The 16618-nt window shown below is 71.3% G+C and carries 16 protein-coding genes and 1 pseudogene; 8 read left to right on the plus strand and 9 right to left on the minus strand.

Annotated features, from left to right (window positions below; translation table 11 throughout):
- Positions 1 to 13: 13 nt before the first annotated feature.
- Positions 14 to 1531 (plus strand): collagen-binding domain-containing protein, encoded by a 1518-nt coding sequence (locus tag FIV43_RS24090; protein WP_141014880.1) that lies wholly within the window; start codon positions 14 to 16, stop codon positions 1529 to 1531.
- Here the strand turns inward: FIV43_RS24090 and FIV43_RS15650 are convergent.
- Together FIV43_RS15650 and FIV43_RS15655 are read right to left on the minus strand one after the other, a co-directional pair.
- Positions 1488 to 2684 carry an ATP-binding protein gene (locus tag FIV43_RS15650; RefSeq protein ID WP_141014881.1) on the minus strand — a complete coding sequence of 399 codons (1197 nt, stop codon included), beginning with the start codon at positions 2682 to 2684 and terminating at the stop codon, positions 1488 to 1490. The genes FIV43_RS24090 and FIV43_RS15650 overlap by 44 nt on opposite strands.
- Before the next feature lie 166 nt (positions 2685 to 2850).
- Positions 2851 to 3117 (minus strand): hypothetical protein, encoded by a 267-nt coding sequence (locus FIV43_RS15655; protein ID WP_141014882.1) that lies wholly within the window; start codon positions 3115 to 3117, stop codon positions 2851 to 2853.
- Between the two features lie 71 nt (positions 3118 to 3188).
- Between FIV43_RS15655 and FIV43_RS15660 the strand changes: the two genes are divergently transcribed.
- Positions 3189 to 4085: a DNA-formamidopyrimidine glycosylase family protein gene (locus tag FIV43_RS15660; protein WP_141014883.1), complete on the plus strand. Its 897-nt coding sequence runs from the start codon at positions 3189 to 3191 to the stop codon at positions 4083 to 4085.
- Here FIV43_RS15660 and FIV43_RS23250 read toward each other — a convergent pair.
- The gene (locus FIV43_RS23250) at positions 4078 to 4422 is read right to left on the minus strand and encodes a DUF4396 domain-containing protein (protein WP_269204024.1); all 345 of its coding nucleotides are present in this window, start codon (positions 4420 to 4422) and stop codon (positions 4078 to 4080) included. The genes FIV43_RS15660 and FIV43_RS23250 overlap by 8 nt on opposite strands.
- Positions 4398 to 4790, minus strand: a complete 393-nt coding sequence (locus FIV43_RS23255) for a DUF4396 domain-containing protein (protein ID WP_269204025.1) — start codon at positions 4788 to 4790, stop codon at positions 4398 to 4400. The genes FIV43_RS23250 and FIV43_RS23255 overlap by 25 nt, the downstream gene beginning before the upstream one ends.
- A gap of 241 nt (positions 4791 to 5031) precedes the next feature.
- On the opposite strand from FIV43_RS23255, the gene FIV43_RS15670 reads away from it, so the two are divergent.
- On the plus strand, positions 5032 to 5373 hold the full coding sequence (locus tag FIV43_RS15670) for a rhodanese-like domain-containing protein (RefSeq protein ID WP_231123441.1): 342 nt from the start codon (positions 5032 to 5034) through the stop codon (positions 5371 to 5373).
- Between the two features lie 71 nt (positions 5374 to 5444).
- Here FIV43_RS15670 and FIV43_RS15675 read toward each other — a convergent pair whose 3' ends face one another.
- Positions 5445 to 5891: a hypothetical protein gene (locus FIV43_RS15675; RefSeq protein WP_141014885.1), complete on the minus strand. Its 447-nt coding sequence runs from the start codon at positions 5889 to 5891 to the stop codon at positions 5445 to 5447.
- 206 nt (positions 5892 to 6097) lie between these two features.
- On the opposite strand from FIV43_RS15675, the gene FIV43_RS15680 reads away from it, so the two are divergent.
- From FIV43_RS15680 to FIV43_RS15690, 3 genes are all read left to right on the plus strand, one after another.
- Positions 6098 to 6760 carry a GntR family transcriptional regulator gene (locus tag FIV43_RS15680; protein WP_196780835.1) on the plus strand — a complete coding sequence of 221 codons (663 nt, stop codon included), beginning with the start codon at positions 6098 to 6100 and terminating at the stop codon, positions 6758 to 6760.
- 109 nt (positions 6761 to 6869) lie between these two features.
- Positions 6870 to 8561, plus strand: a complete 1692-nt coding sequence (locus FIV43_RS15685) for an IlvD/Edd family dehydratase (protein ID WP_141014886.1) — start codon at positions 6870 to 6872, stop codon at positions 8559 to 8561.
- 76 nt (positions 8562 to 8637) lie between these two features.
- A complete protein-coding gene (locus FIV43_RS15690; RefSeq protein WP_141014887.1) occupies positions 8638 to 9981 on the plus strand; it encodes a GntT/GntP/DsdX family permease in 1344 nt (447 codons plus the stop codon).
- Between the two features lie 20 nt (positions 9982 to 10001).
- Here FIV43_RS15690 and aat read toward each other — a convergent pair whose 3' ends face one another.
- Positions 10002 to 10688: a leucyl/phenylalanyl-tRNA--protein transferase gene (gene aat / locus FIV43_RS15695; RefSeq protein ID WP_407938834.1), complete on the minus strand. Its 687-nt coding sequence runs from the start codon at positions 10686 to 10688 to the stop codon at positions 10002 to 10004.
- Between the two features lie 58 nt (positions 10689 to 10746).
- Here aat and FIV43_RS15700 point away from each other — a divergent pair, with 58 nt between their 5' ends.
- Positions 10747 to 11466, plus strand: coding sequence for an EcsC family protein (locus FIV43_RS15700; RefSeq protein ID WP_231123442.1), 720 nt, complete (start codon positions 10747 to 10749; stop codon positions 11464 to 11466).
- Positions 11467 to 11538: 72 nt separating this feature from the next.
- Here the strand turns inward: FIV43_RS15700 and FIV43_RS15705 are convergent, their stop codons facing one another.
- Genes FIV43_RS15705 through FIV43_RS15715 form a run of 3 tightly spaced genes read right to left on the minus strand, consistent with a single transcriptional unit; the run spans position 11539 to position 15945 of the window.
- Positions 11539 to 12489 carry a hydroxymethylglutaryl-CoA lyase gene (locus FIV43_RS15705; protein WP_141014888.1) on the minus strand — a complete coding sequence of 317 codons (951 nt, stop codon included), beginning with the start codon at positions 12487 to 12489 and terminating at the stop codon, positions 11539 to 11541.
- 55 nt (positions 12490 to 12544) lie between these two features.
- Complete coding sequence (locus tag FIV43_RS15710) at positions 12545 to 14389, minus strand: acetyl/propionyl/methylcrotonyl-CoA carboxylase subunit alpha (protein WP_141014889.1); 1845 nt, start codon at positions 14387 to 14389, stop codon at positions 12545 to 12547.
- Positions 14390 to 14400: 11 nt separating this feature from the next.
- Positions 14401 to 15945 carry a carboxyl transferase domain-containing protein gene (locus FIV43_RS15715; RefSeq protein ID WP_231123443.1) on the minus strand — a complete coding sequence of 515 codons (1545 nt, stop codon included), beginning with the start codon at positions 15943 to 15945 and terminating at the stop codon, positions 14401 to 14403.
- Between the two features lie 118 nt (positions 15946 to 16063).
- On the opposite strand from FIV43_RS15715, the pseudogene FIV43_RS15720 reads away from it, so the two are divergent.
- A pseudogene (locus tag FIV43_RS15720) lies at positions 16064 to 16483 on the plus strand (TetR/AcrR family transcriptional regulator); the annotation flags it as partial.
- Positions 16484 to 16618 lie beyond the last annotated feature (135 nt).

The following is a 16618-nucleotide window of genomic DNA, read 5'->3' on the forward strand; positions in this document are numbered from 1 at the left end:
CCTGGAAAGTTGCATGCTCACCCCAACGAACGTCACCCGTGCCTCGGGGTCGTCCGCCCTCGCAGCGATCGTTCTGGTCGCCGTGGTGGTCGCGGCAGCCGCCGGCGCTCTGTCCCGACCGACGCCGGCGTACGCCGAGCCGTTCATCAACCCGATGGCAGCGGCAGGCGACTTCACCGTCATGACCGAGGGCGATGCGCACTTCGGGAACTCCGAGATCGAGGGTTCCATCGCGACGGGCGGCGACTTCAGCTTCGACGACGACTACCCGATCCTGCACAGCACCGGGCTGACGCCTCCGGGCTACTCGCTCGCCCAGGTCGACGGCGACTACACCCGGCTACTGGTGCGCGGCGCCTTCGACGACTCGACGGGCCAGGTGTCCGAGGTCAGCTCCCGCAACGACACCCTGGCCGGACAACCGCAGCCGGCCGACCAGCTGGGCTTCGTCAAGATCGGTGATCTCGCCGATCTCGACGTTTCCGAGCGTGGCGCCGGGGCGGTCTGGGTCGCCGACGGCCCGGGCGGCACCGAACCCGGCATCTACGACCCCAACCAGCCCTACATCGCCGACCCCGACCCGGCGACCGGTTCGCGGGTGCAGCTGAGCGACACCGGTTGGGACGACTACTTCGCGGGCATCGACAACACCGACCAGACCACCACCTGCCTGACCGGGTTGGAGCAGACCACCACGATCGAGCAGGGCAACGACGCCGACGACGCGCTGATCGAGATCACCCCCGGCGCCACCAACGTCGTCACCGTCACCCCCACCTCGCCGATCTTCGGTCCCGGCGCCCGGATCCTGCTCAGCAACCCGCTCTCGCCCGACACCACGCTGGTGTTCAAGGTGACCGGTGCAGCGGGTGCGGTCCTGGACCTGCCGGTGTTCGACGCCGAGACGAACCCCACCGCGGAGAACCCGAACCCGATCGCGCCCTACACGCTGTGGGACCTGAGCTCCAACGCGGGCTCCGAGGTCGAGATCACCGGCGAACTCGTGAGTGGTTCGATCTACGCTCCCGGGGTCGACCTCGTCCTGGACCCGTCGAGTCCGTTCGAGGGGCAGATCATCTCCGAGACCCTGGTGACCGAGGGCGGCGAGGAGATCCACCACTACGCGTTCGAGGGCACGATCGACTGCGGGCAGCCGACGACCACTCCGCCGACCACGCCCACCACGCCCACCACCCCACCACCCCCACCACCCCGACGACACCGACGACGCCGACGGCACCGATCACCGAACCCACGGAGTCGGGCACGGTCTCGGAGAGCACGCAGGCCCCGACCTCCGCCACGTCCGGTCCCGGGGGCCGGGCGGCACCGGCGCCCAGGGCGGCGGGCTCCCGGACACCGGTGCGCCGACGGGGCTGCTGGCCGGCCTCGTGGCCGGGCTCGCCCTGATCGCCGGAGGCATCGCGCTCCTCACCCGGCAACGCGGCGAACACGAGTGACGGGGGCCGGGCGCGGCTCGGCCGTCGTCACCCCTGGCTGCGCAGGTACCGCCCGAAGTGGGGCACGGTGAACGCGATCCGACCCCGCTCGCCGGAGTAGATCAGCCCCTTCTTCATCAGCGAGTCCCGGGCCGGGGAGAGCGACTGCGGCTTCTTCCCCAGCACCAGTGCGACGTCGGAGGTGGCCACCGAACCGACCGGGTCGTCCCGCTCGCCGCCGTCCGCGTCGGCCATCGCCCGCAGGTAGTCCCGCTCCCCGGGGGTGGCCCGCTCGTAGCGGGAGCCGAAGAAGCCGACCGCCAGCTCGCGCTCGGCCTCGGGCGCGGCGACCTCGACGTCGTTGGCGGTGATCGGGGACCTCGGGGCGAGGTCCCACACGGTCTTGCCGTAGGCCTGGATGAAGTACGGGTAGCCGCCGGTGGCGTCGTACATGGCCGTCAGCGCCTCGTCGGTGAACTCGGCCTCCTCCTCGTCGGCCGGCGCGGTCAGCGCGCGGTCGGCGGCCTCCCGGGCCAGCCGGTCGATGCGCTGGTAGGAGAAGAGGCGCTCGGAGTAGGACTTGCTGGCGCTCAGCACCGCCGGCAGGTGCGGCAGCCCCGCCCCGACGACGATCACCGGCAGGCCGTTCTGGCTGAGCTCGTGGCAGGCCGCGCACATCGCGGAGACGTCGGCCGGTCCGAGGTCCTGCATCTCGTCGATGAAGATGCCGACCCCCTTGCCGACGTCGGCGGCCAGCCCCCCGACGTCGGTGAGCAGCTCGACCAGGTCGATCTCGATGTCGCCGGAGTCGGCACGGCCGCGCACCACGGGGGCGGAGATGCCGGGGCTCCACTTGTCCCGCAGCTTGGCGTCGGCCCCGGCCTCCCGCTCCGCGAACGCCCGGATCACCCCGAGCACGTGCGCGGTCTCCTCGGGCTCGGGGTGCGCCAGCTCGCGGACCGCCTGGTGCAGCGCGGAGGACAGGGGCCGTCGCAGCGACTGGTCCGGACGGGCCTCCAGCTTGCCGGTCCCCCACCCCTTGCGCACCGCCGCCGAGCGCAGCGCGTTGAGCAGCACGGTCTTGCCGACACCGCGCAGACCGGTGAGCACGAGGCTTCGTTCGGCGCGCCCGCGGGCGATGCGCTCGAGCACCACGTCGAAGGCCCGCAGCTGCTCGTCGCGGCCGGCGAGCTCGGGCGGGCGCTGCCCGGCGCCGGGTGCGTAGGGGTTACGGATCGGGTCCACGATCGGACCGTATCGGTCTGTCTAGCCTCGGCCTTAGAGATCGCTAGCGTGTCGCATCGATCGGCGCCGCAGTCCCCGCTGCCCGGGGGGCGGTGAACGTCGATGGCTCCCTATCGGCCCGTCTAGCCTGGGCCCTAGACAGGGTTAGCCGACCGCATCGGGGTGGTCAGGAAGCGGACGTGAGGTACGTCGACCCGTCGCTGCCCTGCGCCGCGTCGAGCGCGCCGGCGAGGGTGGCGATCAGCCCGGGCAGCTCCTCGGCGGTGAGCCGGACGGTGCCGGTGCAGACGTTGCCGCGCCAGATGGAGAGGACCACCACGCCCACCCCGCCGTCGGAGGGCGCCGGATGCCAGCTGGCCCGCAGCGCGCGCTCGCCGCCGCGGGCGTCGAGGTGGACCGAGCCGACCTCGGGCAGCGGACGCGTCTTGGCCATGCCCCATCATGCCCCGCGGGCGCGGGCGCTGTCACCGGTCGCTGCCGGACCCGATCGCTAGGCTGACCCCCGTGCCCGAGCTGCCCGAGGTGGAGGCGCTGGCCCAGGACCTGTCCGGCCGGCTGGACGGCCGCGCCATCACGAAGGTCCACGTGGCCCAGTTCAGCGCCCTGAAGACCTACGACCCGCCACTGACCGCGATCGAAGGCACCCTGGTCGACGACGTCAGTCGACACGGGAAGTTCCTCGACATCGAGGCCAGCGGCCTGCACCTCATCCTCCACCTCGCCCGCGCGGGGTGGGTGCGCTGGCGGGACGAGGTGCCCGCGCTGCCACCCAAGCCGAGCCCCAAGTCCACCCTCGCGGTGCGGATCGTCCTCTCCCCCGGCCCCGACGACCCGGACGACCTGGACACCACCCCCGGTCTCGACGTGACCGAGGCCGGCACCAAGAAGTCGCTGGCCTGCTACCTGGTCCGCGACCCGCTCGACGTCCCCGGCATCGCCAGCCTCGGCCCGGACCCCCTGGTCGAGGAGTTCACCCGCGAGGTGCTCGGCGAGATCCTGGTCAGCGAGGGTCGCAAGCAGCTCAAGGGCGTGCTGCGCCACCAGGGCACCATCGCCGGCATCGGCAACGCCTACTCCGACGAGATCCTGCACACGGCGCGGATGTCGCCGTTCAAGGCCGCCAACAGCCTCACCGACGGCGAGCTCACCATCCTGTACGACGCACTGCGCAGCACCCTCGGCGACGCCGTCGCCCGCTCCCAGGGGCTGGCCGCCAGCGAGCTCAAGGCGGAGAAGAAGACGCACATGGCGGTGCACGGCCGGACGGGTCAGCAGTGCCCGGTCTGCGGCGACGTGGTGCGCGAGGTCTCCTTCGCCGACTCCAGCCTGCAGTACTGCGCGACCTGCCAGACCGGCGGGAAGCCGCTGGCCGACCGCCGGATGAGCCGGCTGCTCAAGTAGTCCGCCACCCGCCGCCGGGATCGCCGACGTCGGTCGATCCGTGCGGTGCGACCGCGGCATGGCCCCCGCCGGACCCGTCGGGCCCACTCGCGCCGAACCCGGTCTCGTCGGAGATCGACACCACCAGGCCGCCGAGCAGGAACGCCACCAGTGCCGCCACCATGCCCCCGGTCGAGAACGAGGGGATGAGCCGGCGTGCCCCGCCGGCGGCCTCGGCACCGTGGTAGCCGTGCATCAGCGCGTGCCCCTTGCCGCGGGAGAGCAGGAAGGCGTTGACCGGGTAGGCGGCGAAGAAGGCCACCGTGAACGAGATCAGCATCCCGACCCAGAACAGCACGTTGACCAGTCCCGCCCCATCGCGCCGGGGATCAGCGCCATCACGGTGTTGTCGACCACCTCCATCGTCGCGATCGACAGGGTGTCCGCCGCCAGTACGACGCTGAGCGCGGCGCCGACGCCGAGGCCGGCCTTGAGCAGCGGCAGCGTGGAGAGCGTGTAGCCGAACAGGAAGGCGAGCGCGATCGAGAGTGCGATCGTCCAGCCGTTGCCCAGACCGATCGCGGTGCCGATCATCAGGCCGGCGATCTCACCGATCGCGCATCCGGTGAGGCAGTGCAGGGTCGCCGAGACCGCCATCGTCCGGGTGGAGCCGTGAGCCTCGTGGCTCTCGTGGCCGGCGTGACGCTCGTGCTGGGTCTGGTCCATCGTCGTCCTCACTTCCTTCGACGGGGGTGCCACTCTCCTGAACCTATACCCCCACCCCGTATATTCCACGGACCACCCGCCCTCGCCGAGATCACGTCCCGCGGCACGGACCCACTCGTCGGGTGCCGCCGGGGCGCATGCCGGCCGGGACCTGCCCGGCATGATGAGGGTCGAGGAGATGCGGGCGCTCGAGGACGCCCGCGGCTGCGAGCGAACCGAACACCACCGAGAGGCGACAGCAGTGAACATCCCGACCGTGAACATCGACGCCGTCCCCGACCCGCTGCCCGAGGGACTCACCGTGCTCGACGTACGCGAGCCCGAGGAGTGGGTGGCCGGCCACATCGACGGGGCGCTGCACATCCCGCTCGGCGAGCTGCCGGAGCGCGTGCCCGAGCTGGCCGTCCTGGAGCCGGTGCAGACCCTGGTGGTCTGCAAGGTCGGAGGCCGCAGCGCCCAGGCGACCGCCTACCTCGCCCAGTCCGGCTACGAGGTCGTCAACCTGGCCGGCGGCATGCTCGACTGGCAGGCCGCAGGGCGGCCGATGGTGAGCGAGACCGACCAGGCGCCGTACGTCGGCTGAGCCTGGACACGACGACGGCGGTCGGACCCCATGGGGTCCGACCGCCGTCGTGGTGTCCGCGGAAGCGCTGGTCAGCCGGCGCAGGTCTCCGAGGCGTAGGTGTTGAAGGCAGCGAGCTTGTCGGCCTCGTCGTCGGACATCTCGGCCTCGAGCGGGTCCTCCGGAGCCTCCTCGCCGGCCTCCGCCGCCTCGCGGGCCTCCTTCACCGCGTCCTCGATCTCGCCCGCGTCGAGATCCTTGGCGGCGTCGATGGAGATCGTGAAGCCCTCGCGGGCGTCGTCCGGGATGCCCTCGGGGGTGCCGACCTCCTCGAGGTCCTCGGCGTAGCCCTTGGCGGCGTCGACGAAGCCCTCGTAGTCGTCATCGCCGAGGTCCTCGTACCAGCTCTGGTCCATCACCACGTCGCAGAACTCCTCCTCCGAGGCGTTCGTCGGCGCGTCGCCGCCGCAGGCGGTCAGCGAGAGACCCAGGGCCACGGCCGCGCCGGTGGCGAGGAGAGGACGCTTGATGCGCATCATGATTGTTCCTTTCGTAGGCCGGGCGTGGCCCTGAAGTGGGCAATCCCGTGGGGTCCGGGTGGCGCATACCCAGGGAGGCGGACGCTAACCCCGCGGGCGGGTTCAGCGATGACGCGAAGAGCCTAGCCACGAGCCCGGCACTTCCTTCGTTCCACCGCCCGCGGAAGAATCACCCGTGTCCAGCCGTCTCCGGAGGAAGGATCAATGTGAGCCAGCCCCCACGGGGTCACGGCGCGGCCGCGGTGGCCGCGCTCGAGGAGGAGATCGTCCTCGGCCTACTCCACCCACGCGAGCGGCTGCGGGAGGACGAGCTGATGGAGCGCTTCGAGCTCAAGCGCCACGTCGCCCGAGCGGTGCTCAGCGACTTGGCCTCCCTCGGTCTCGTCGAGCGGCGCCCCAACGCCGGCGCAGTCGTGCGGGAGTACTCCACCGACGAGGTGCGCGATCTCTACCAGGTCCGCGAACTGCTGGAGACCACTGCGGCCGCCAGCATCGCCGACCCGCTCCCGACCGGCGCTCTGGAGGCGCTGCGCGCCACCCAGGCTGAGCACGACCTGGCTGTGAGCGAGGGCGACAGGCGCCGTGTGTTCCGCGCCAACCTCCGGTTCCACGAGCAGCTGTTCGCGATGGCGCCGAACGCGGTGCTCGTCGAGGCGGTCAACGCCCACGCCCGCCGCGCCCACGCGATCCGGTTCACCTCGTTCGCCGACCAGGCATCTTTGGAGCGGGCAAGGACCGAGCACCACGCGATCCTCGAGGCACTCGATCCGGTCGATCCCGTGCGACTCAGCGCCGTGTGCGCGGCGCACCTGCTCCCCTCGCGCGACGCCTATCTGGCCAAGTCCGTCGACCGTGACCGGCTTCGCTGATCGACGGCGGGAACACCTGGCCGGTCGGCGTCACTCGGCTTGACACCGCAGGGAGACCGCGGTCACACTTTCGTGGATCATCAATAATCTTCTTGAGAATGGGGCGGCGATGAGCGACACCACGGGCCTGGGCCAGGGGTTGACGAACTACGGCGACTCCGGCTTCTCGATGTACCTTCGCAAGGTCTTCGTCAAGGGCGCCGGCTACACCGACGAGGCCCTGGAGCGTCCCGTCGTCGGCATCGTCAACACCGACAGTCGGTTCAACCCCTGCCACGGGAACTCGGCCCAGCTCATCGACGCGGTACGACGCGGCGTACTGATGGCGGGTGGGCTCCCGATGGAGTTCCCGACGATCTCGGTCCACGAGTCGTTCTCCTCGCCGACCTCGATGTACCTGCGCAACCTGATGTCGATGGACACCGAGGAGATGATCCGCGCCCAACCGATGGACTCGGTGGTGCTGATCGGCGGCTGCGACAAGACCGTCCCGGCCCAGCTGATGGGGGCGGCCAGCGCGAACATCCCCGCCATCCAGCTGGTCACGGGGTCGATGCTCACCGGCGGCTTCCGCGGCACCCGGGTCGGTGCGTGCACCGACTGCCGCTTCTACTGGGGGCAGCACCGGGCCGGCGAGATGGATGCCGAGGAGATCAACGACGTCAGCTCCCGTCTCGCCGGCAGCGTCGGCACCTGCTCGGTGATGGGCACCGCCAGCACCATGGCCTGCATCGCCGAAGCGCTGGGCATGGCTCTGCCCGGTTCCGCGAGCCCGCCGGCGGTGACCGCCGACCGGATGCGGGTCGCGGAGCAGACCGGCACCCGAGCAGTGCAGATGGTCGGGACCGACCTGACTCCCCAGCAGATCATCACCCCGACCGCGATCCGCAACGCGGTCCGCGTACTCGCGGCCATCGGCGGGTCGACCAACGCGGTGGTGCACCTCGCCGCCATCGCCGGACGCGTCGGCCTGGACCTCGACCTCGATGAGTTGGACGAACTCAGCCGCCGCACCCCTGTGCTCCTCGACCTCAAGCCGTCCGGCCAGTTCTACATGGAGGACTTCCACCGCGCCGGCGGCGTACCGGTGCTAATGGAGCAGTTGCGCGACCAGTTGGAGCTGGAGGCTCCCACGATCACCGGCCACACGCTGGGGGAGAACCTCGACGGCACGGTGACCGACTACACCCAAGACGTCATCCAGGATCGCGGTCAGCCGATCCACCCCGAGGGCGGCATCGCCGTGGTGCGCGGCAACCTCGCGCCCGGCGGCGCAATCGTCAAGCAGTCCGCGGCAGACCCCGCGCTGATGCAGCACGAGGGTCGCGCTGTCGTCTTCCGGGACAGCGCCGACCTGGCCGCCCGGATCGACGACCCCGACCTCGACGTACGCGCCGACGACGTCCTTGTCCTGCAAAACATCGGTCCGGTCGGGGCTCCGGGCATGCCGGAGGCGGGCTACATCCCGATCCCGCGCAAGCTCGCGCGCGAAGGCGTCCGGGACATGGTCCGGATCTCCGACGGTCGGATGTCGGGGACCGCGGCCGGCACGATCGTGCTGCACGTCGTGCCCGAGTCGGCGGTCGGCGGCCCCCTGCGATACGTCCGGGACGGCGATCGGATCCGGCTCGACGTCGCCGGTCGTTCGCTCGAACTGCTCGTCGACGATGAGGAGCTCGACCGCCGCCGGGCCGACGACCCGCCCTCTGCTCCCACAGCCGACCGCGGTTATCGCAAGCTCTACGTCTCCACGGTCCTCCAGGCCGATCAGGGCGCCGACTTCGACTTCCTCCGGGGCTGACTCGCCCGTTCCGCCCCCGTACGACGGCTCCGGCCGTTGACGCGGTTCACTCTGCCTGCACGTTTCAAGGAGAACCATGGACACCCAGAGCACCGGCTACCTGGTCAGCGTGGCGGCGATCTCCGTCGCCGCACTGCTGATCCTGATCATCAAGGTCAAGCTGCAACCCTTCATCGCCCTGCTGCTCACGGCGATCGCCGTCGGGTTCGCCACCGGGTTCGCCGGCGAGGAGCTCATCGAGCTGATCGTCGATCGGATGGGAGGGGCGCTCGGACAGATCGCGATCGTGATCGGTCTCGGGTCGATCTTCGGAGAGGTCCTCCGGCAGGCCGGGGCCGCAGAGAAGCTCGCATCCACGATCATCGACCGGTTCTCCGAGCGGACCCTCTCCTTCGGCCTCGGCCTGGCCGGCTTTCTGGTCTCGATCGCCGTCTTCATCGACGTGGCGATCGTGATCCTGGTGCCGATGCTGTACCCGATCGCGCGTCGGACCGGCAAGTCCCTGCTCTTCTACGCGATCCCGCTGTGCGCGGGACTCTCGGTCACCCACACCTTCATCCCCCCGACGCCCGGCCCGATCGCCACCGCCAGCATCCTGGGCGTCGACCTCGGGTGGATGATCCTGTTCGGCGTCATCGCCGGTCTGCCCGCGATGATCATCGCCGGACCCGTGTTCGGTCGCTGGATTTCCAAGCGACTCCACGTCGTACCGCCTGCCTCCGACGCTCCGGAGATGGATGCGTCCAAGCTCCCCAGCCTGACCGCCGTCATCGCGACCCTGCTGCTGCCCCTGGTCCTGATCCTCTCCTCGACCACAGCCGACCTCACGCTCGCCGAGGGCAGCAACATCCGCTCGGTGCTGATGTTCATCGGGCACCCGGTGATCGCGCTGATGATCACCACCCTCTTCACCCTCTGGTACTTCGGCACGCGTCGCGGGTTCAGCGCCCAGGAGCTGCAGGACCTGAGCACCAAGGCACTCGCTCCGGCGGGTGTGATCATCCTGATCACCGGCGCCGGTGGGGTCTTCGGTGGCGTGCTGGTAGCGGCCGGGGTCGGCGACGTGATCGCCGAGCAGATGTCGGCGTGGTCGATCCCGCTGATCCTGTTCGGGTTCCTGATCGCCCTGCTGATGCGGATCGCCCAGGGCTCGGGCACCGTCGCGATGATCACCGGCGCCACCTTCACCGCGCCGGTCGCGGAAAACCTCGGAGCCTCGCAGCCCCTGCTGGCGCTGACCGCGATCTCCATCGCTTCCGGGGCCGCGGCCGCCTCACACGTCAACGACACTGGCTTCTGGATGGCGAACCGTTACCTCGGGATGAGCGTCGCAGACACCCTCAAGTCGTGGACGGTGATGAAGACCATCGTCGGCGTTGTAGGCGTCAGCATGTGCCTGCTGATGAGCCTGTTCGTCTGAGGCAACTGCTGGTGCGGCACTCACCAGATGACGTGCGGTGCCGCCACCAGCTCCGGCAGCCCGGCCAGGTACGACGCCCGGGTCCGCTCGATCACGCCCAGCGTCGCGAGGTGCGGGGTGGACCACTGCACGTCGATCAGCCGGCGGCCCTGCGACCCCGCCTCGTCCGCAGCGAGCAGGTCGACCAGACCGACCAGCGCGACCTTCGAGGCGTCCCGCTCGACGTGGAACATCGACTCTCCCGCGAACAGTCCCCCGATCGCGACGCCGTACAGCCCGCCGACCAGGCGGCCCTCGCGCCAGGTCTCCACCGAGTGCGCCCAGCCGAGGCGGTGCAGCGCGGTGTAGGCGTCCTTGATCCGGTCGTCGATCCAGCCCATCGGTCGGGTTGGGTCGGCGCAGCCCTCCATCACGGCGGCGAACGCGGTGTCCACCCGGATCTCGAAGTCCCGCGCCGAGCGCCGCAGCGACCGGGACACCTTGAGCCGCTCCAACGGCAACACACCCCGCCGCACCGGGCTCCACCACCCGATGCTGCGCCGGTCCTCCGGCATCGGGAACAGGCCGCGGCGGTAGGCGGCCAGCAGCGTGCCCGGCTCCAGGTCGGCGCCGATCGCGACCAGGTCGCCGGCACCGTCGGGCAGCGCCGCCATCTGTTCGCCGGTCGGCAGCTCCCAACGACTCGGTGGCGGCTCGACCGGGGTCACAGGCACGAACGCTACGCGGGGCGACCGCCCCGCTGGGGGTGGGTGGTTGGATGGACGCATGGCCAGCCGGATGAAGAAGGGCCTCGCCGCCCAGGCCGCGCGACAGCTCGCGCCGCGGGTGACGACGCTCGCGCCCGGACTGACCGAGACCTTCGTCCGCGAGGCGCTGCTCCGGGCGATCCACGGAGTCGGCCCCCTGCCGCCCGCCGCGGATGCGGCCGAGGAGCAGTTGCGCGAGCAGCACGGCGACCGGGACAAGGCGGTCCGCGAGGTCATCGAGAACCACGTCTTCTACGCCAGCGTCGAAGGGCTACTGACCAACCTCGGCGGCCTGGTCACCGCCACCCTCGTCGCCCCCGCGAACATCGTCGGACTCACCGTGATCCAGTCCCGGATGGTGGCCGGCATCGTGCACCTGCGCGGCTACGACCTGGCCGAGCCGCGGGTCCGCAACGCGATCATGGTCTCCCTGCTCGGCGAGGAGACCGTCGGCAAGCTGATCGCGGCGGGCAAGGTGCCCGCGCCGCCGATGGCCCTGGCCACCGCCCCCGCCCACGACCCCCAGCTGGACCGGGTTGTCTCCGGGGTGCTCGCCGGCGAGCTGGTCGGCCGGGTGATCGGCAAGCGGATGGCCACCACCGTCGGGCGACGGGTGCCGCTGGTCGGCGGTGCGGTCGGGATGGCCACCGACGGGATCAGCACGTGGCAGGTGGGGCGGTATGCGGCGCGGGAGTTCCTGGTGCGGCCGGGGGTGCGGGTTTCACCGGTCAGCCGGTGAAACCCGCGCGACACGCCGGGCAACACCGGCGTGTCGCGCGGGTTTCGGCCGACAGGTCCGCACCGATCGCCCTCAGCGACTGTCGCCACCCAGGGCCCGGACGACCGCCGACGGGCTCGGCCGGCCGAGCTGGTCGGCCATCCAGCCGCTGGTCTCCACCACCGCCTCGAGGTCGACGCCGTGCTCGATGCCCAGCCCGGTGAGGAACCACACCAGGTCCTCGGTGGCCAGGTTGCCCGTGGCGCTCTTCGCATACGGGCAGCCTCCGAGCCCACCCGCCGAGGCGTCGTACGTCGTCACCCCGCCCTGCAACCCCGCGTGCACGTTGGTCAGGGCCTGCCCGTAGGTGTCGTGGAAGTGCAGCGCCAACCGCTCCGGGCCGACGCCAGCGTCGCCGAAGGCGCCGATCAGCTCCCGGACGTGTCCGGCCGTGGCGACGCCGATCGTGTCGCCGAGGCTGAGCTGGTCGGCCCCGAGGTCGAGCAGGCGGGTGCCGACCGCGACCACCTGGTCGACCGGCACCGGCCCCTCCCACGGGTCGCCGAAGCACATCGACACGTAGCCGCGCACCGTCATCCCGAGGTCGATCGCCTTCGCCATCGTCGGGGTGAACATCTCGAACTGGGTCAGCAGCGTGCGGTTGAGGTTCTTCGCCGCGAACGCCTCGGTGGCGGAGGCGAAGACCGCGACGTGGCGCAGCCCGAGCTCGGCCGACCGCTCGAGTCCCCGTTCGTTGGGCACCAGCACCGGCAGTTCGCGGGCGGCGTCGCCGAGGTCGGCGACGAGGCCGCGCATCAGGTCGGCGGCGTCGGCCAGCTGGGGCACCCACCGCGGGTGCACGAAGCTGGTCGCCTCGACGATCGGGAGGCCCGCGGCCAGCAGGCGTCGTACGAAGGTCGCCTTGACCTCCGTCGGGACGACCGCCTTCTCGTTCTGCAGACCGTCGCGGGGGCCCACCTCGTAGATCGTCACGCGTTCGGGGAGTCCGGGCTCCCCGATCACCATCGGCAGGTCTCGGCTCATCGGGCACCTCCAGCAGCACTGGTCGGACCGGCGGCCCGGGCTCCGCGCTCCGAGGTCACGCCGACTCCACCACGAACAGGGTGGCACCGAGGGCCACCTGGTCACCGACCGCGGCGGTGACCGCGGTGACGGTGCCGTCGGCGGGGGCCTCCAGCGCCAGCTCCATCTTCATCGCCTCGACCACGCCGAGCACCTGACCCGCGCTGACCGTCTCCCCCTCGGCGACGCGGACGTCGAGCACCGTGCCGGGCATCGGTGAGACCACCGTGCCGTCCCCGGACGCGCCGCCCTCGTCGCTGAGCGCCGGCTCGTCGAGGACGAACCGCTGACCCCGGTGCACCACCTCGCTGCCGTGGCGTCCGCGCAGCACGAAGCCGTCACCGACGCCGACGTGGCCGACCCGCTGCACGCCGGTCGCCGTCGCGTCGGCCCCGGTCTGCCAGCCATCGGCCCCCAGGGGCCGGCCGTGCTCGACCAAGGGGCCGCGTGGGCCACCCATCCGGAACCCGTCGGGCTGCCAGGGGCCGCGGGGCGCCGTGTCCAGCACCGCGTTCAGCACGATCCCGGCGAGCACCCGGGCGCCCTCGTCGCTCGGCTCCGGTACGACGTTGCGGTCCAGCCACGCGGTGTCGATCGCGGCGTCGCGGAACTCCGTCGAGTCGACCAGCGCCCGGAGGAAGCCGGTGTTGGTGGTCAACCCGAAGATCGCGGTGCCGTCGAGCGCCTCCAGCAGCCGCTCGACCGCCTCGGCACGGTCGGCTCCGCGGGCGATGATCTTGCCGAGCATCGGGTCGTAGGCCGTGGTGACCACCTGGCCGCTCTCCAGCGCCTGATCCACCCGGGCCCCCGCGGGCCAGGTGACGTGGGTGGCGGTGCCGGCCTGCGGCAGGAAGCCGGCGAAGGAGTCCTCGGCGTAGATCCGCGCCTCGATCGCGTGTCCCTTGATCCGCACGTCCGCCTGGGTCAGGGGCAGCGGGTCGCCCAGCGCGACGTTGAGCTGCAGCGCCACCAGGTCCACGCCGGTGACCGCTTCGGTGACCGGGTGCTCGACCTGCAGCCGGGTGTTCATCTCCAGGAAGTAGAAGTCGCCCGTCGCGTTGTCCAGCAGGAACTCCACCGTGCCCGCTCCGGTGTAGCCGACGGAGGCGGCCAGGTCGACCGCCGCCGCATGGATCCGGGCCCGGGTGTCCTCGTCGAGCGTGGGGGCCGGAGCCTCCTCCAGCACCTTCTGGTGCCGCCGCTGCGGCGAGCAGTCCCGCTCCCCGAAGTGCAGCACCGTGCCGTGCGCGTCGCCCATCACCTGGACCTCGATGTGGCGGCCGGACTCGACGTACTTCTCGATCAGCATCGTGTCGTCACCGAACGCCTTCGACGCCTCCCGCTTCGCCGCGGCGACCGCCTCGGGCAGCTCGGCGGCCGAGCGCACCACCCGCATCCCCTTGCCACCACCGCCGGCGGCGGCCTTGACCAGCACCGGGTAGGCGAAGGTCTCCGGGTCGTCGTCGAGACCGTACGACGGCACCACCGGCACCCCGGCGGCGACCGCCAGCTCGCGGGCGGCGTCCTTGCGTCCCATCCGCTCGATCACCGCGGGCGAGGGGCCGATCCAGGTGAGCCCGGCGTCGATCACGGCGCGGGCGAAGGCGGCGTTCTCCGAGAGGAACCCGTAGCCGGGGTGGATGGCGTCGGCGCCCGAGGAGAGCGCGGCGTCGATGATCGCGTCGATGTCGAGGTACGACGACACCCGGACCGACTCGGTCTCCCCCACCCGGGTGTGCGGCGCGCCCTCGTCCTCGCGGGTGTGGATCGCGACGCCGGGCAGGCCCACCCGCTCGCAGGTGCGGAAGACGCGCAGCGCGATCTCGCCGCGGTTGGCCACCAGGACCGTGGTGATGGACATGTCCTCGTCCCTCACATTCTGAAGATGCCGTAGGAGGGCTCCGGGACCGGCGCCTGGGCGGCGGCCTCCAGCGCCATTCCGAGCACCCGGCGGGTGTCGGCGGGGTCGATGATGCCGTCGTCCCAGAGACGGGCGCTGGCGTAGTAGGCCGAGCCCTGCTCGTCGTACTGGGCGCGGATCGGCTCCTTGAACGCCTCGTCGTCCTCCCGGCCGGCGACCGTGGCGAGCACGTTGGCGGCCTGCTCGCCGCCCATCACCGAGATCCGCGCGTTGGGCCACATCCACAGGAACCGCGGGTCGTAGGCGCGTCCGCACATACCGTAGTTCCCGGCACCGAAGGAGCCCCCGATCACCACGGTGAACTTCGGTACGACGGAGCAGGCGACGGCCGTGACCAGCTTGGCGCCGTCGCGGGCGATCCCCTTGTTCTCGTAGTCGCGGCCGACCATGAAACCGGAGATGTTCTGCAGGAAGACCAGCGGGATGCCGCGCTGGTTGCACAGCTCCACGAAGTGGGCGCCCTTGAGCGCGGACTCGGAGAAGAGGATGCCGTTGTTGGCCACGATCCCGACCCGGCGGCCGTGGATCCGAGCGAACGCGCAGACCAGGGTCTCGCCGTAGAGCTGCTTGAACTCGGAGTAGCGGGAGCCGTCGACGACGCGCCGGATGACCTCGCGGACGTCGTAGGGGGTGCGGGTGGAGCTCGGCACCACGTCGGCCAGCGTGTCCGGGGACTCCAGCGGCTCCTCGATCTCGGCATGCGCCTCGGCGCTGCTGGGGGTGCTGACGGGGAGGGTCTCCACGATGCCGCGCAGGATCCGCAGCGCGTGCCCGTCGTCCTCGGCCAGATGGTCGACCACACCGGAGGTGCGGGCGTGGACGTCGCCGCCGCCGAGCTCCTCGGCGGTGACCACCTCGCCGGTCGCGGCCTTCACCAGCGGCGGACCGCCGAGGAAGATCGTGCCCTGGTTGCGCACGATCACCGTCTCGTCGGCCATCGCCGGCACGTAGGCGCCGCCGGCGGTGCACGAGCCCATCACGGCGGCGAGCTGGGGGATGCCGCGTCCGGACATGTTGGCCTGGTTGAAGAAGATCCGGCCGAAGTGCTCGCGGTCGGGGAAGACCTCGTCCTGCATCGGCAGGAAGGCGCCGCCGGAGTCGACCAGGTAGATGCACGGCAGGTTGTTCTCCGCCGCGATGGTCTGCGCCCGCAGGTGCTTCTTGACCGTCATCGGGTAGTAGGTGCCGCCCTTGACGGTGGCGTCGTTGGCGACCACAACGCAGAGCCGGCCGTGCACCCTGCCGATGCCGGCGACCACGCCGGCGGCCGGGACGGCGTAGGGGTTGTCGCCGGCGTCGTACATCCCGTAGGCGGCGAGCGGGGCGAACTCGAGGAAGGGGCTGCCGGGGTCGAGGAGCCGGTCGACCCGATCGCGCGGGAGCAGCTTGCCGCGTCCGGTGTGCTTGGCGCGGGCGGACTCGCTGCCGCCCTGGCGCACCCGGGCCAGGCGATCGCGGAGCTCGGCGGTGAGGTCGCGGAGGGTTGGTTCGGACACGGCACCCAGGTTAATGACCATTAACCAGATGGTCAACGGGCAGAGCCGACGGCGAACGGGCAGAGCGGACGGCGAACGCGCAGGGGCCGACGGTGAACGCCCGCTAACCTGTCGTCCCATGTCGGAGCCGACCCGCCGGGAGCAGATCCTGGCCACCGCCGCGGACCTCTTCGCCGCGCGCGGCTTCCACGGCGTCTCGGTCGCCGACCTCGGCGCGGCGGTCGGGATCAGCGGCCCCGCGATCTACAAGCACTTCCCCTCCAAGCAGGCGATGCTCGCGGAGATGCTCGTCTCGATCTCCGAACGACTCCTCGCCGTCGGACGGGAACGGGTCGAGGAGGGCGGGGGCGACCCTGCGGCCGCCCTGCGCGGGCTGGTCGACTGGCACGTCGAGTTCGCCCTCGCCCACCGGCCGCTGATCATCGTCCAGGACCGCGACTGGGAGTCCCTGCCGCTCGACGCCCGCGTCGCCGTCCGCGACTTCCAGCGCCGGTACGTCGACCTCTGGGCCGACCAGCTGCGCGCACTGCGCCCCGGCCTCGGCGCCGGCGCCGCCCACGCGGCGGTGCAGGCGGTCTTCGGGCTGATCAACTCCACCCCCGCACCGGTCACACGATCGGTGACGACGAGCTGGGGAGCCTGCTCGCCGCCATGGCGCTGGCCGCGCTCGGCA

The sequence above is a fragment of the Nocardioides sambongensis genome (assembly GCF_006494815.1).
Taxonomy (GTDB): Bacteria; Actinomycetota; Actinomycetes; order Propionibacteriales; family Nocardioidaceae; genus Nocardioides; species Nocardioides sambongensis.